This is a genomic window from Mucilaginibacter calamicampi (genome assembly GCF_042676765.1).
Taxonomy (GTDB): domain Bacteria; phylum Bacteroidota; class Bacteroidia; order Sphingobacteriales; family Sphingobacteriaceae; genus Mucilaginibacter; species Mucilaginibacter calamicampi.
Map to the genome: position 1 here is coordinate 426,679 of NZ_JBHTHU010000001.1, position 15,352 is coordinate 442,030.

Here is a 15,352-nt window from a genome sequence, read left to right on the forward strand (position 1 = left end):
TTTATTTGTCATGGCTAACTACGTTAATATTCGCTTGTAACCTCAACCCCATATCGTATTGCCGCTTCCAGCACATTAATGTTGATGTCTTTTAACGATTTAAACTTAATGCAGTATCCCGTTATGCTTGCCTTGCCTATGTCTTTTCCAAAGGTTTGGGGTAGATATGTTTTATCTTTAATACCCATGATGTATACAGAGATGCCGGTTGTGTTGGCACTTAACCCAATTTGAAAAAACTCGCGGGTCTTTCCATCAGCATATTTTATGATATAAGATCCGTAGCCGATGTTAGGATTAGAAACCGTTTTGCCGTCGCTGTTCTTACCATCTTCAAACCACAATTTACAACCCGGTAAAACCTGAAGTATGCGCTGGTGCAACGCTTGCATATCGTTTTGCTTAAGTTGGGGGTGGCTGGTAATATAGCTGTTGATCTGTTCTTGTACGTCCATATAAAATTGAATTATGCTATCCTCTCAAAGTTCGCTTTATTTTAATTATAAGTCAATTTTAACCTATCACGTCAAAATTCTGTGGCCCATTGTTGCCAAACATTTTTTTGCAAAAATTTAACTATGTTTGAGATAACATTAACTGAAAAAAAAGAACACATTAATTAATTTTTATGAGATTCAAAAAGCCTCTCGACACATTACTACAAGAAGCGGCAGAAACCGGTCAAGGCACATTAAAGCGTACCCTGGGTAGCTTTAATTTGGTTACTATGGGTATTGGTGCCATTATAGGTGCCGGTTTATTCTCTTTAACCGGCCTGGCGGCTGCTAATAATGCCGGCCCGGCTGTTACCATTTCGTTTATTATTGGTGCCATTGGTTGTGCATTTGCCGGCTTATGTTATGCTGAATTTGCCAGTATGATACCCATAGCAGGTTCTGCCTACACCTACTCATATGCTACTATGGGTGAGTTTGTGGCCTGGATTATTGGCTGGGATCTGGTGTTAGAATATGCATTGGGCGCGGCTACGGTGTCCATCAGCTGGTCGCAGTACCTGGTAAAGTTTCTTCATTATTTTGATATACAAATTCCGCCCCAGCTCACCATGTCACCATGGGAGAGTGTAACTATGGCAGATGGGGCAGTTGTTCATGGTTATTTTAATCTTCCGGCAGTTTTTATTATAGTTTGTCTTTCATTACTATTAATACGCGGTTCAAAAGAATCTGCATTTGTAAATAACACGCTTGTTATATTAAAGGTGGCTGTGGTATTGGTGTTTATTGCAGTTGGCTGGCAGTTTATAAAAGCCGAAAATCATACACCCTATATTCCTAAGAACACAGGCACTTTTGGTGAATTTGGCTGGTCGGGTATTTTCCGCGGTGCGGGGGTTGTGTTTTTTGCTTTTATCGGTTTTGACGCGGTATCAACAGCAGCACAGGAAGCTAAGGATCCCAAACGTGGTATGCCAATAGGTATAATTGGTTCTTTGGTAGTATGTACATTGCTTTATGTGCTGTTTTCGCACGTAATGACAGGTATAGCCAATTACACAGAATTTAAAGGCAGCGCTGCACCCGTAGCTATAGCCATTGCCAAAACACCTTATGCATGGTTGCAGGAGGGGATAATAATTGCCATACTTGCAGGTTACACCTCGGTTATTTTGGTGATGTTGATGGGGCAGTCGCGTATATTCTTTACTATGTCAAAAGATGGTTTGCTACCTAAAGTTTTTTCAAGCGTTCACCCTAAATTCCAAACCCCATATAAGGCTAACCTGTTTTTTGCGGTATTTGTAAGCCTTTTCGCTGCATTTGTACCTGTTAATATAGTAGGCGAGATGGTATCTATCGGTACATTATTCGCGTTTGTGCTGGTATGTATCGGTGTAATGGTAATGCGTAAAAGCGATCCGAATACACCACGCCCTTTCAGAGCGCCATGGGTACCGTTTGTACCTGTTGCAGGTATTTTGATCTGTTTATCAATGATGGTTGCATTGCCACTTGATACCTGGATACGCCTTGCCGTTTGGATGTTACTGGGCCTGATAATTTACTTTGCGTATAGCAAGCACCACTCATTAATTAGAAAAGGAGTGGTTGTAGTACCAAAAGACCCTCAGCCACCAATGGCGTAAATAATAAAAAGTAAAGGCTCTGAAATACAGAGCCTTTACTTTTTGCAACTGAACCTGTGTATATTTGATTAAACACATTGCTATGGCATCATTAGCTTTAAATTTCAGAGAGATCCTTTCCGTCACCATGATCCTGTTTGCTATAATTGATATTATAGGCTCCGTGCCCGTGATAATTGATTTGCGGCAACGGGCAGGGCATATTCAATCAGAAAAAGCAAGTGTGGCTGTACTGGTGCTTATGATAGCCTTTTTACTGGTTGGCGAGAAGATGCTTGATATTATCGGCCTTGATGTAGCGTCCTTTGCCATCGCCGGCTCGCTGGTAATATTTATTATTGCTATGGAAATGATCCTGGGCATACACCTTTTTAAGGCCAACGAAAACCTTCCGTCGGCATTATCAATAGTACCCCTGGCGTTCCCCCTTATAGCCGGGGCGGGTACTATGACAACGTTACTTTCGCTTAAATCTCAATACGCTACCCCTAATATAATAGCAGCCATAGTTATCAATACCCTGTTTGTTTACCTTGTATTAAAAAACGTTAAATGGCTGGAGAAGCTGCTCGGCCTCGGAGGTATCGAGATATTACGTAAGGCCTTTGGCGTTATATTGCTGGCTATAGCAATTAAGCTGTTCAGGAATAATACGGGGCTTTAAAGAGCCAAGAATCAAGAGCCAAGATTTTTATATGGGATCGCCTCATTTAAATCTTTCGACGCTTTGGATTTTTATATCTGTATTGATTCTTGACTCTTGATTCTTGACTCTTGATTCTTGGCTCTTGATTCTTGGCTCTTGATTCTTGGCTCTTGATTCTTGACTCTACAACACCTATTCCGTCCTTAAACTTTTAACCGGGTTAGCCAGTGCTGCCTTCATGGTTTGCAGAACGATCAGCAAAGTTGTAACTGTTACCAGCACCAGCATTGCTATACCAAATGGCAATACATTCAGCGGTATTTTGTAGGCGTAACCATTTAGCCAGGTGCTCATTAACCAGTAAGCTAACGGGCATGATATAAGTCCGGCTAAAGCTACAACACCAAGAAAATCCTTTAAAAATAATGCTATCACGCCATTAATTGAAGAGCCTAATACCTTGCGTATGCCAATTTCGCGTGTGCGTTTCTGAATACTGAGCGATATGAGGCCTAATATCCCTAAAAGCACAATTACAATGGCTAGCGCGGTAGCCAGGTATGCTGCCTTTTTTAGCTGAAGTTCTGTTTTATACATCTTAGCCAATGCATCATCCATAAAATTGTATTCAAACGGCGCGCCGGGTAAAAGCTCCGCCCATTTTGTTTGCAGGGCGGTAAGGTTGGCCTGTGTGTTGCCTGGTTTGAGTTTTATTGAAAAATATCTGTACAGGTTGTTTTGATTAACGTTCATGATCGTCATAGGGCCTACAGCTCCCGTCATGGCCCCAAATTGAAAATCGTCTACAACACCGCAAACGGTAAAGGTTGGGTTAAATTCTGCGTTGAATTTTTGTCCGATCGCTTCCTGTGGCGATTTAAATCCCAGGGCTTTTGATTGCGCTTCGTTGATCACCACTAAGGCCGAGTCTGATTGTACATAGGTAGTTTTAAAAAACTCACCGGCCTTTAAATGGATATTATAAGTTTTAGCATAACCATTGTCGGTTATCAGCAATTGCGAAGAAAAGGCTTGTTGAATATTATCTGAGATCTTATAGGTTTGTAACGCGCCGCTGTTGTTGCCATCGGGGATCTCCCAGGATAGTGTTACCGATTTTACCTGCGGCAATTGCGATAGCTGAGTACGGATGTGCTGCATTTTTTGTACTCCGCGTTTAGACCAATCCCGTGGTAGTTGCGCGTAAACCACGTAATCTTTATCATACCCCAGGTTTTTGCCAAAAAACAGGTCTATTTGTTTTGAAATAACTATGGCAGCAACTAACGCCACCGCCGCCGTAGCGAACTGAAACCCTATCAATACCTTTCTGAATATAACATTGTCTTTAACGCGGTCGCGTTTGCCTTTTAATGAATCAACCGATTTTAGCGACGAGAGTATTATTGCCGGATATAAACCCGCTAATAAGCCTATTAGCAGGGCGAAAGCTATCAACCCCAGGTAAAAGAAATAAGGAAAAGATAGAACGCCGGTCATTTCGGTAGATAACAGGTCGGCAAAAAAGGGTTTTGCCACAACATATATTCCGGGCGATAGCAGTGTAGCTATGGAAACCATTAATATTGATTCTGTTAAAAACTGACCGATAAGCTGTTTTCTTAATCCGCCTAAAACCTTGCGCACACCCATCTCCTTCATACGTTGCGATGAGCGGCTGATGCAAATGTTAATGAAATTGATAATCGCCATTAGCAAAATAAACACGGCGATGCAGCTCAGCGTGAACAATGATTTTTTAACCGCTGGGTCCTTGCTATAAAAAGCCTGCAGATTGGTTAAGTAGGGTGTTAAATTATCCGCAATTCGTTCAGGCGCGTTGGCTTTTACAAGCGTTTTCATAGGGCCCTCCAGATCAGCAGGTTTAACACCTTGTTTTAATTCCACCAATCCGGCAACCACCGTATTGGGCCATGCATCCAAATCGCGACCTAAAAATTTTGCTGCTTCGGCGGGTAGAAAAAAGGCACTGTTGCTGCGTTCAATTATACTGGTTACTGAGTTTTTATTGTATTTTGCTAATACACCGGTTACTGTAAAATCGTGCTTGTCGCCTTTAAAGCTTTCAATGGTTAGCGTTTGGCCAACGCATTCTGCATTGCCAAAATATTTTATCGCTTTTTCTTCTGTTATAACTACCGAAAAAGGATCTGTTAACGCGGTAGCGGCATTGCCGGATAACAGCTTAAAGCCATACATGTTAATAAAAGAGCTGTCGCCTACCTGTAGGTTTTCACGGAAAACCTTGTTGCCTTTTGATACGTTAGAGCTCACGCCATCCCAATGATAATAATTGGCTATAAGGTGGGGGTAGTTTTGTTTTAAGGCCCGCGGTAACCCGGCAAGCGTTAAGAAATCATAACCGATCCCGTCTTTTTTCCATTTGCTGCGAATGAGGTACTGATTATCGGCGTTTCTTAACTCGCTGTTAACGGTTGATTCCTGCCAAATATAAACGGCAATAACCAATGTAAAAGAGATGCCCATGGCAAGGCCGAAAATATTAATGAGCGAGAAAAACTTGTGTTTCCAGATGTTTCGCCAGGCAATAATTAAGTAATTTTGCAGCATAGTGTAGGGCTTATTTATAAGCTAAAATAAACGCTAAGCCCCAAACAGTGAAAAGATTAACATTATTTAACGTTAGCCCCTAACTTTAAAGTTGAACTATTGCCGGCAATATTTAGCAGTGCTCCCCCTTTAGGGGGCCGGGGGGCTCAATCTCGCTACAAACATAGTATCCGCCTTACGCTCATAACCTTTTAAAACCTTCATTTCTTCAAGTTTCAGCCCTTTTTCTATCAGATAATTCACCACATCCTCATTTTCGGCCTTAAAGGCAGAGCAGGTAATGTAAATAAGTGGTTGGCCGGGTTTAAGGTACTTAATAACATTAGCCGCTATAGTTTTTTGCAGCTGCTGAAAGAACTCAATTTTATGTGTCTCAAATTGGGCTATCATTTCGGGGGTACGTCCCCAGGTGCCCGAGCCGCTGCAAGGTGCATCCAGTATTATGCCGTCAAAAGCGTAATTGTACAATTCCTGATCTACGTTTTGCATCAGGTCAAGCTGTTTTTTTTGATATTTTAACAAACCCGCCGAGCGGAAACGCTCATCCAGATTAGACAGGATGGACTCCCGGATGTCTGACACAACCAACTTCACTGTGGGTTCAAGGCCGTGTAACAGCAACGATTTTCCACCAGATGCCGCGCAGGCATCCCACCACGCTTCCCATTTTTGCGGTTTAAAATAGTTGGCAGTTTGTTGCGATGATTTGTCTTGCACCTCATACCAGCGCGGGTTAGATATTACCGTTTCAAGCCTGGTGCCGTTGGGTAAGGCTAAGCAACCGTTACCCTCATCTTTAAAAGCTATTGAACCGCCATTCAGTTCGGCCTTTACCAAATGTTCAAACCCCGTATTTACGCGTATATATAGGTCGGGCTGCACAAAAAACGACTGTAGGAATGCTTTGCGGTCAATCCCATCAGAAAGCGCACCCGCCCATGGAAAAACATCATCCAGATTAAACATTGGATAGGTTTTTTTTACCAGATCTATCTTTTCGTTAATATCAAAATTAACGCAGGCGGCCCAATCGGGTTTAAAATGCTGCAGGAAGGAGTTGGTTTGGGTATTACATAAAAAATCAGCCACCACAACACGCTCGTCGCTTGGCAAGTCGCTTAAGGCGCGGCCCAGGCGGAAATAGTTATAAACCAATCGGCCTGCTACGCGGCGATCGGTTGAGCCCATTTGCTTGTTTTGCCTGTAAAAACCGGGTAAAAATTTGCTTAAAGGGGTTTCCGCCGGATATTCATCCACAATCCGCTGAAACGTTTTAAGCTGGTTTATTGCCTTCATTCAACCTTTTTTAATTCAAAATTGACATAAGTGAGCACATCAACATAGGTATTTACCCAGCCCGCACCGGCCAGCCCCACAAAATTGAAATCACTGTGTATACCGGTAAAGTCGGTTTTTTCCAGATCAGGTTTTATATTGGCGGTACCGCTGTTAGCCAATAACTTGCCAAAATACATACCCTCGTCAAACCCCTTAATAGCATATTCAGACGGTTCTATTTTATATATCTTTCTGTAGTTGCGTAAAAACTTTACAGTTGAAGCCGCCTTATAGTTTACCCTGTCTGAGCTGGTGATATGTGTTTTAAGGCGTTGCAATAGCTCTGCTTTTAAAAACGTAACTTTTTCCCAGTTAGGGTGCCCGAACAGGGTTACCGGGTATTTAGTACTCAAGTCATCAAGCGACTGCAAGGTGACCATCAAGAATTGTTGATTGGTAGAAGACACAACAAACACATTCTCCGTAGTGGGCGACAGGCGTGGAATAATAGTGCTTAAATCGCCTTTAGAAACAACTACTTCTGTAAACTGGACTGTTTTTTTCGTTAAGCTATCTACCGCTTTTTTAAAATAGCCAATATATTCCTTATCTGCTGTGAAGCCTGAGTTTAAAATGAAAATTCTCTTGGCTTTCACTTTCCCTGTGGCATATTTGGCGGCAGCTATGGCGTGATATTGCAGCGGCGGCGTAACTGTTATCAGATTTTGATTGCCGATAGACGATGGTGCGGCGGGGGATAAGGGCGAAATAATGGGATTGCGCGCGCTTTTCAATACACTTGCAAATGCCTTCATATCCTCCGGGAAAACCGGGCCCACTATCAGATCGCTAACACGTATCTGCGAATTATAGGCTAAAGCGTGCGATTGACTGGTTTGTCCCTGCGTATCAAATACATGCAGTTCATAATTATAACCAAAAGCTGTAAGCGAATCAAGCGCCATTTTAAACCCCTGATAAAAATCAACGGAAAGATTAGCCTGTTTAAGCCCTTCGTTGGTATAACCGGCACTTAAATTATTTAAGGCAAAAGGCAATATTAACGAAACAACGCTGGTTTTAGCCGGGGGCACAACCACCGGTTTTGGCTGTACTTTTACTACCTCAGGCTTTTCTTCAGTTGCTGTTTTTACTGATGGGGCAGGGGGCTGCACTTTTGGAGAACATGCACCCAGCCCCAGCATCATTAAAAACAACCATAACCATTTATTCCCACTCAATTGTAGCAGGTGGTTTTGAACTGATATCATATACTACCCGGTTAATTCCTTTAACGTTGTTAATTATCTCGTTAGAGATCTTCGCCAATACATCATACGGCAAATGGCACCAATCAGCTGTCATGCCATCCAATGATTCAACAGCGCGCAAACAAACTACATTCTCGTAAGTGCGCTCATCGCCCATAACACCCACAGATTGCACAGGTAAATATATAGCGCCCGCCTGCCAAACTTTATCATAAAGGCCGGAAGCGCGTAAATTGTTTATATAAATTGCATCGGCCTCCTGTAATATAGCAACTTTTTCGGGCGTAACGTCACCTAATATTCTGATAGCCAATCCCGGCCCCGGGAAAGGGTGACGGCCTAAAATATTTGCGTCGATATTTAAAGCCTTGCCAACACGGCGCACTTCGTCTTTAAATAAAGTATTTAAAGGCTCTACAACCTTTAGTTTCATAAAATCAGGCAAACCACCCACGTTATGGTGAGATTTGATAGTAGCTGATGGACCTTTTACTGATAGCGACTCAATAACATCCGGATAGATGGTTCCTTGTCCCAACCATTTAACATCTTGTACCTCGTGTGCCGCATCATCAAATACCTCAATAAATACCCGGCCAATGGCCTTGCGTTTTTTCTCAGGGTCGCTTATACCGGCCAGCGCATCGTAAAAGCGTTGTTTGGCATCAATACCTTTTATATTAAGGCCCATGTGCTGGTAGGAATCTAATACCGATTGGTATTCATCTTTACGCAGTAAGCCATTATCAACAAATATGCAATGCAGGTTTTTACCGATGGCCTGGTGCAACAAAACAGCAGCTACCGAAGAGTCAACACCGCCTGAAAGGCCAAGCACAACTTTATCATCGCCTAATTTCTCACGTAATTCTGCAATAGTAGTTTCAATGAAGGAGTCTGATGTCCAATCCTGTGCGCAGCCGCAAATATCAACCAGAAAGTTTTCTAATAGCTGGCGCCCATCAATGCTGTGGGTAACCTCGGGGTGAAACTGGATACCGTAAGTTTGTGTGCCGCTTATCTGGTAAGCTGCAACGCGTACGCTGTCTGTACTGGCAATCACTTCAAAGTTATCCGCAATTTTAGCTATGGTATCACCGTGCGACATCCAAACCTGCGAACCGGGATAGATCTGCTTAAATAAAGGATTCGCGTTTTCAATATAATGCAAGTGCGCACGGCCATACTCGCGCGTGCTTGATGGCAGTACCTCGCCGCCATTAAAATGCGCTACATACTGCGCGCCATAACATACTGCCAAAATTGGCAACTGACCATGATACCTGGCAAAATCAAAGTGAAGCGCATCCTCCTGGCGAACAGAAAAAGGGCTGCCCGAAAGGATGATACCTTTGGTGTTGTCGTCAATTTCAGGGATCTTGTTAAAGGGGTGTATCTCGCAGTAGATATTGAGTTCTCTGACGCGGCGTGCTATAAGCTGAGTGAATTGAGAGCCGAAGTCAAGAATGAGGATTTTTTCTTGCATGGGCAAAGATAGGATTTTTTGGGGATATCGGATTTCGAATTTTCAATTTCGGATTTTAATATTTGGTTGGATGCGAATGCGCGTGTGTAAATAACTACGAGTTCAAACCCATCGTTATTTAAAGACATGAGCTTTTTCAATTGCCAATTTTTACTACCTTTGCTACCCATTAAAAATAAACGAAAAAGCTATCATCACACTATGAGCAAAGCGATTATAAAAACTGAAAAAGGCGACATGACAGTTGAGTTTTACGATACTGACGCCCCTAACACAGTAGCTAACTTTAAAAAACTGGCTAAGGAAGGATTTTACAACGGATTATCTTTTCACCGTGTTATACCTAATTTTATGGTACAAGGCGGCTGCCCGTTCTCTAAAGATGCTGCAACTGCTTACCGCGCAGGTAGTGGTGGTCCGGGTTACCACATAGATTGCGAGCTTACCGGCGAACTGCAATATCATGATCGTGGTGTGTTATCAATGGCACATGCAGGTCGTAACACAGGCGGTTCACAGTTCTTTATTTGCCATAGCCGCAACAATACCGCGCATTTAGACAGAAACCATACTTGTTTTGGTAAGGTTATTGAGAATGTTGACGTGGTTGATGACATAAGACAGGGAGATAAGATAACCAGTATTGAAATTACAGAAGAATAGTATTCTAAGCATATGAATTTACAGGCAATAGTAGCGGTATCGGGCAAGCCGGGATTGTGGAAAGCGTTAGTTCAAAACAAAACCGGGTTTATATTGGAGAGCCTTGACGCGCAAAAAACGAAGATGGTAGCCAATCTTTCAACAGCTAAAATGGCTGCACTTGATGAGATAACCGTTTTTGGTGAAGATGATGATATTAAGCTTACCGATATCTTTGAACGTATAAAAAGCTCAGCAAATGTTCCGGATGCTAAGGCTGATGGCAATACTTTGAGAAAGTTTTTTAGAGAAGTAGCGCCTGACCATGACGAAGAAAGAGTATACTCGTCTGATATAAAAAAGATCATTACCTGGTATAATTTGCTTAAAGATATGCCTTTGTTTAATGAGGAAGCAAAGCAACCTGCTGTTGAGGATACGGTAGTTGAAGAAACAGCCGTAGCTGAAGTTGCGGCCCCTTCGGAAGCACCAGCTAAAGCCAAGCCTGCTAAAGCAGCTAAAGCTGAAGTTGCTGATACTGATAAAGCTCCAAAAGCTAAAAAGGCTCCTGCAAAGAAGTAATAATCTGAAAGTGATCATAAAACAAAAATGCCTCCGATGTGTCGGAGGCATTTTTGTTTATATAGCTTTTTGCGGGAGTTTTAGCAGTCCTGCTGTTTACATTTCTCGTCTGTAAATTCCGGTTCAAATGTGCAGTGCGAAATATTCATGTGCTGCAGCCGGTGTTTAAGGTCGTGCTTAATTTCATTAAAAGCCTGCAAACTTTCTTCTGATATAACTATGTGCGCGGTAAGCGCATTCTCTGTGGTACTTATAGCCCAAACATGCACATGATGGATGCTAACCACACTGCTGTTTTTAAGTAACTCAGTTTTTATTTTTTCCAGCTCCATCTCGCGCGGTACGCCGTCCATCTCTAAACGTAGGCTGTCTTTAAATAAGCTCCACGTTCCGCGTAAAATAACAATGGCAATAATTATACTTACTAGGCTGTCTATCCACCATAACCTGGTAAGCAGTATTATTACGCCCGAGATAACCACACCCAATGAAACCATCGCGTCAACAGCCATGTGCATGTAGGCACCTTTAATATTAAGGTCCTTATCTTTATCTTTAATAAATAGCCACGCCGTAAAACCGTTAATGGCAATACCTACCAGCGCAACCCAGGCAACTGTCTCGCCGGATATTGGCTGCGGATGTATAAAGCGCATAACGGCCTCGTAAACAATCACCAAAACGGTAGCAACTAATATAATCGCGTTGAAGAATGATACCAGTATGGTAGCGCGTTTGTAGCCATAAGTATATAGTTTACTCGAGCTCACTTTAGCCATTTTAAAGGCAAGCAGCGCCAATGCAAGGCTTGCAACGTCGCTTAGGTTGTGGCCGGCATCAGTTAATAAAGAAAGTGATCCGGTAATAAATCCCGCAATTGCCTCTACTACCACAAAAACCGAATTAAGTATAATACCCCAAATAAAGGCCTTATTAATGTGGTCTAGCTTGGGGGCGTGGTCGTGGTGATGATGCGAATGATCGTGACTCATGGAATTAATTTTCTAATACGCGGTCTCTAACTTTTACAGCAGGATTACCCTGGTAAACGCTAAAGGCGTCGAGGTTTTTTGTTGCTACAGACCCACTTGCCAGTACGGCATGCGATGCCGCGATAATGCCCTGATTTACTATAGATTTTGCCCCTATCCAAACGCCGTCTTGTAGCACAATGTTGCCTGTTATAAGGTTAAAAGCTTCCTTTTTATAGTTATGACTGCCGGTTAGCAGCAGTGCACCTTGCGACAAACATACATTAGAGCCTATTGTCACCATCACCAGGTTATCAATCCACACATCTTCGCCTATCCAAACATGATCGCCTACGGAAAGCAGCCAAGGGTATTTTATGTTAACACAGGGTTTTATTTCGACACCCTTGCCAATTGTTGCTCCAAACAGACGAAGCAAGGCATTTTTAAACCCATAAAACGGCAGCAGACTACTTTTTAGGAACATGGCATTAACATAATACCAAAGTACCCTTTTAAGCATGGAACCACCGGGGTGGTAAGGCGAATTATTATATGCAGAAAGATTAGTTTTTTGCATGATTTTTTCTATCGTCGGCTGTTACCCAAAAATAAAGTGCTATCCCAATAACAAGGTATATAATTGAATTAAATATAATATGATGATCAATTATGTTTTGAGCACGTCTTCCCCAAAATAAAGCTACAATGGCCATCCGTATAATATTGAGCAACTGAATTACAAACAACCCTGCAATTAAAAAAACTACTTTCTGTTTAAATGCTTTAGGGTAAGCTAATACGAAAGCGGTAAAAAAACTCATTAAACCGAGGCCGAGGCAGGAGTAAACTAACCGGATACCTCCGCGACCGGCCACTAAGATCTCATACTCGTTCATAATAGTGGCATAACCCGCGCAATGCAGCAAGAATGATGTAGACAGCAGCAGCAGGTGCCTAAGTATCCTTATGTAATTAAAATTATCGGCAATAAAGTGATTGTAGTTTTGCGATTGCGGGCTGGTAATGCTAAAAAAGCCAATGTTGAAATAGTAGAATACAACAAACAGCGCAATAAAAACTACAGCGAACTTGATGGGCTTACTTTTTAACATCGCGCTGCTGTTTAAGTAGTTCGTCTATTTTTATATCTACAACCAGCCTGAACCAAAAGCTTTGCAAAAAATGATAAATAATGCCGGTGCGTCCATCCAAAAGGCCAAGCTGAAATATCATTCGTTGGGTTAAATAAAGCATGGGGCGTATATATCTGGGTAATTTCCACCAAAGCTGCTTACGCCAGGCCGTGCGCTCGTCTGGCGTGCCTGATAAGCGAGGTTTAACAGTTTGCTCACGTAAAGACTGCATACGTTCAACCTCTTCCTGGGCTACCAGATCGCTATAGCGGTTGTGTTTATCCAGCCAAAAACTTATGTTGTTCTCTTTAAAGTTCTCTTCTACAATAAGGCCTTCTTTCCAGATCACCGTATTGCCGGGTACCACAAACCTGTGGTCCATGTGCTCATTCAAATCCGAATATCCAACACCGTATTTAAACATTTTGAGCTGGTAAAACGGATAATATCCCCCATGTTTTATCCACTGCCCTTTAAAAACGTATTTTCTGTTAAAATATATGCCATCTATTTTATCATATTCCTCGCCGTTGAAGTTCAGTAGTTTTTGCCTCAGTATTTCGCTAACAATTTGGTCAGCGTCAAGACAGATAACCCAAGGGGTTTCTATTCCAAAATTGTTAAGCGCGTGATGCCATTGTTGCGGATGATTAATGAATTTGTTTTGCAGCGTTACTGCTCCAAATTGTTGGGCAATAGCCAATGTATTATCTGTACTGCCCGAATCCAGAATAAAAACAGGCGCATTTAAACCCGCAATTGATTGTAGCAAACGCGGTAAATGCATTTCTTCATTATAGGTTAAAATAACAAACGAAAAAGGTGTTTTCAATTCAATGAAGCTTTAATGATCATTGATTTCCAAAAATACGGAATTCTGCCGCAGCCTTTAAAAGCTACTACTGTAAACCCGGCATTAGTAAGCGCTTTAGATAAAGTATGTTTTGACCATAACTTTATGTGCCCGCCATACCACAATGGGTTTATATGTGTATCCCACTTGTTAAAAACACTTAAAAAAAGGTTTTTAAAATACCCATGATATGGGGTGGAGATAATAATTTGGCCCGAGGAACCCAGCAGGTTTTTACAGAAAGCTATAAAACCTTCCGGGTCATACAAATGCTCAATTACTTCGGTAGATATAATTACGTCAAATTTGATGTTCCGTAACTCTTCAGGTAAGGCACCAGAAGATATGTCCTGTACAAAAAATCTATCGGGATGAGAACGTTTTGCAATGGCTATTCCTTTTACAGACGCGTCTGTACCGTATACATTAAATCCTTTTTCAATCAAATAGTTGGCAAAATATCCGTTACCGCAGCCCATATCAAGAATGGCTTGTTGCTTATTTTCGCCTATCATTAACAGCATCCCTTCGGTTAGGTAGGAGAAAGTATGCGCAGGCTCTTCACTTTCAAAACCGTAGTCTTTGTATTCAGTCATTTTGGTCAATTTGATTATACATATCAACGTAGTTTTGGGTCAACGCGTCGTCACCAAAATGGCTTGCTATAAGTGCCGGAGCATCGGTTTCAATTACAAGGCGTTTATCCACGTCTTTGGCTGCAAGCTCTATCGTATTTTTAAGTAGGGTTTCATCCAGATCAAATATCCAACCCAAGTTATGTTCTTTAACGTACCCGGCCAAACCCACATGTTTACTAATTAAAACCGGAGTGCCAACGCTCAGGCTTTCTAAAACAACATTGCCAAAGTTTTCGTTGTGCGATGGCAATATAAAAAGATCATGTTGACGATAAATTTCAAACTTGTCTGATTGTCTGAACCCAAGCCAGGAAATATGATGATCAATTTTTTTTGCCACAGCCAATTTCTTCACACGCTCAATATATCGTACGTCACCATCGCCGGCTATGCTAAGGCTCCACGGAATATTGACCAATGCAAGGGCATTTATTAGTATATCAAGCCCCTTCTTTTCATCAATCCGCGAGAGGAAAAGCAATTTTGTATGATCACGGTCACCGGCTTTTGCCTTTTGTTCAAAAACGGGTAATTGGATAAAGTTGGGAATATTAAATATCAGTTTGGGATTTATCAGATCAGTTAGCTCTTCCTGCTCGCTGGCAGAAGTTGCATGTATGGCGCACCTGCGTAGTAAGTTGAGGCCTATGGTTTTATGAAAGACGCTTTTTAACAAGCCGCTTTTGTGCTTAAAAGAGTATTTACTTAAAGTGCCGCGCGGCGAAACAACAACCTTAGCACCTTTTGAAAGCGCTATCGCGCACGACAGTACCGATACCAGATTCCACCAGGCATGTATATGTATCACATTAAAAGTACTGGCTTGTTGCCTAACAGCATTTAATAGTTTAGGTGAAAAATGGGTATGGTCTTTTGTTATCCGGTCAAAATAAACAACGTTTACTCCGTCTATAACTTTTGCAGCGTTAGGTTTAACGGATAGCTCCTCTTCGCCATTAGCAGTAGTTGTAAGTACCAATACGTCGTGTTTGGCTTTTACCAAATGTTCTGATAGCGCCGAGACTGACATTGTGGGGCCGCCATAAATATAAGCCGGTTTATAAGAAGCGTTTATTTGTAAAATTCTCAAATTGGGTTTAATATTTAAGCTACCGAAATACCTTAAACAGAAGGAAGCATCGTTACAAAA

15 protein-coding genes are annotated in these 15,352 nt (G+C 41.9%); 4 read left to right on the top strand and 11 right to left on the bottom strand.

Annotation, left to right across the window (positions count from 1 at the left end; all coding sequences use genetic code 11):
- Nucleotides 1-23: 23 nt before the first annotated feature.
- The gene (locus ACFQZS_RS01865; protein WP_377096758.1) at nucleotides 24-455 is read right to left on the bottom strand and encodes a DUF1801 domain-containing protein; all 432 of its coding nucleotides are present in this window, start codon (nucleotides 453-455) and stop codon (nucleotides 24-26) included.
- A gap of 173 nt (nucleotides 456-628) precedes the next feature.
- Here ACFQZS_RS01865 and ACFQZS_RS01870 point away from each other — a divergent pair, with 173 nt between their 5' ends.
- Together ACFQZS_RS01870 and ACFQZS_RS01875 are read left to right on the top strand one after the other, a co-directional pair.
- Complete coding sequence (locus ACFQZS_RS01870) at nucleotides 629-2,107, top strand: amino acid permease (RefSeq protein WP_377096759.1); 1,479 nt, start codon at nucleotides 629-631, stop codon at nucleotides 2,105-2,107.
- Nucleotides 2,108-2,189: 82 nt separating this feature from the next.
- Entirely contained in the window at nucleotides 2,190-2,771 is a 582-nt protein-coding gene (locus tag ACFQZS_RS01875) for a MarC family protein (RefSeq protein WP_377096761.1), read from the top strand.
- Nucleotides 2,772-2,945: 174 nt separating this feature from the next.
- On the opposite strand, the gene ACFQZS_RS01880 is transcribed toward ACFQZS_RS01875, so the two are convergent.
- From ACFQZS_RS01880 to guaA, 4 genes are all read right to left on the bottom strand, one after another.
- The gene (locus ACFQZS_RS01880) at nucleotides 2,946-5,345 is read right to left on the bottom strand and encodes an ABC transporter permease (protein WP_377096763.1); all 2,400 of its coding nucleotides are present in this window, start codon (nucleotides 5,343-5,345) and stop codon (nucleotides 2,946-2,948) included.
- Between the two features lie 129 nt (nucleotides 5,346-5,474).
- Nucleotides 5,475-6,641 (bottom strand): RsmB/NOP family class I SAM-dependent RNA methyltransferase, encoded by a 1,167-nt coding sequence (locus tag ACFQZS_RS01885; RefSeq protein ID WP_377096764.1) that lies wholly within the window; start codon nucleotides 6,639-6,641, stop codon nucleotides 5,475-5,477.
- Entirely contained in the window at nucleotides 6,638-7,894 is a 1,257-nt protein-coding gene (locus tag ACFQZS_RS01890; RefSeq protein ID WP_377096766.1) for an ABC transporter substrate-binding protein, read from the bottom strand. Before ACFQZS_RS01890 ends, ACFQZS_RS01885 begins: the two co-directional genes overlap by 4 nt.
- Nucleotides 7,851-9,380 (bottom strand): glutamine-hydrolyzing GMP synthase, encoded by a 1,530-nt coding sequence (guaA, locus tag ACFQZS_RS01895; protein WP_377096768.1) that lies wholly within the window; start codon nucleotides 9,378-9,380, stop codon nucleotides 7,851-7,853. The genes ACFQZS_RS01890 and guaA overlap by 44 nt, the downstream gene beginning before the upstream one ends.
- A gap of 201 nt (nucleotides 9,381-9,581) precedes the next feature.
- Here guaA and ACFQZS_RS01900 point away from each other — a divergent pair, with 201 nt between their 5' ends.
- Together ACFQZS_RS01900 and ACFQZS_RS01905 are read left to right on the top strand one after the other, a co-directional pair.
- Nucleotides 9,582-10,043 carry a peptidylprolyl isomerase gene (locus tag ACFQZS_RS01900; protein ID WP_377096769.1) on the top strand — a complete coding sequence of 154 codons (462 nt, stop codon included), beginning with the start codon at nucleotides 9,582-9,584 and terminating at the stop codon, nucleotides 10,041-10,043.
- A 12-nt stretch (nucleotides 10,044-10,055) separates the two neighbouring features.
- Nucleotides 10,056-10,604 carry a DUF5606 family protein gene (locus ACFQZS_RS01905; RefSeq protein ID WP_377096771.1) on the top strand — a complete coding sequence of 183 codons (549 nt, stop codon included), beginning with the start codon at nucleotides 10,056-10,058 and terminating at the stop codon, nucleotides 10,602-10,604.
- Between the two features lie 80 nt (nucleotides 10,605-10,684).
- Here the strand turns inward: ACFQZS_RS01905 and ACFQZS_RS01910 are convergent, their stop codons facing one another.
- Genes ACFQZS_RS01910 through ACFQZS_RS01935 form a run of 6 tightly spaced genes read right to left on the bottom strand, consistent with a single transcriptional unit; the run spans nucleotide 10,685 to nucleotide 15,292 of the window.
- Nucleotides 10,685-11,596 carry a cation diffusion facilitator family transporter gene (locus tag ACFQZS_RS01910; RefSeq protein ID WP_377096773.1) on the bottom strand — a complete coding sequence of 304 codons (912 nt, stop codon included), beginning with the start codon at nucleotides 11,594-11,596 and terminating at the stop codon, nucleotides 10,685-10,687.
- A 4-nt stretch (nucleotides 11,597-11,600) separates the two neighbouring features.
- Entirely contained in the window at nucleotides 11,601-12,155 is a 555-nt protein-coding gene (locus tag ACFQZS_RS01915; protein WP_377096774.1) for a WcaF family extracellular polysaccharide biosynthesis acetyltransferase, read from the bottom strand.
- Nucleotides 12,142-12,690, bottom strand: coding sequence for an exosortase Y (gene xrtY, locus ACFQZS_RS01920; protein ID WP_377096776.1), 549 nt, complete (start codon nucleotides 12,688-12,690; stop codon nucleotides 12,142-12,144). Before xrtY ends, ACFQZS_RS01915 begins: the two co-directional genes overlap by 14 nt.
- Nucleotides 12,677-13,543, bottom strand: a complete 867-nt coding sequence (locus tag ACFQZS_RS01925) for a glycosyltransferase family 2 protein (protein WP_377096778.1) — start codon at nucleotides 13,541-13,543, stop codon at nucleotides 12,677-12,679. Before ACFQZS_RS01925 ends, xrtY begins: the two co-directional genes overlap by 14 nt.
- On the bottom strand, nucleotides 13,540-14,160 hold the full coding sequence (locus ACFQZS_RS01930; RefSeq protein WP_377096780.1) for a class I SAM-dependent methyltransferase: 621 nt from the start codon (nucleotides 14,158-14,160) through the stop codon (nucleotides 13,540-13,542). The genes ACFQZS_RS01925 and ACFQZS_RS01930 overlap by 4 nt, the downstream gene beginning before the upstream one ends.
- Nucleotides 14,153-15,292: an XrtY-associated glycosyltransferase XYAG1 gene (locus tag ACFQZS_RS01935; RefSeq protein WP_377096782.1), complete on the bottom strand. Its 1,140-nt coding sequence runs from the start codon at nucleotides 15,290-15,292 to the stop codon at nucleotides 14,153-14,155. Before ACFQZS_RS01935 ends, ACFQZS_RS01930 begins: the two co-directional genes overlap by 8 nt.
- Nucleotides 15,293-15,352: the final 60 nt, after the last annotated feature.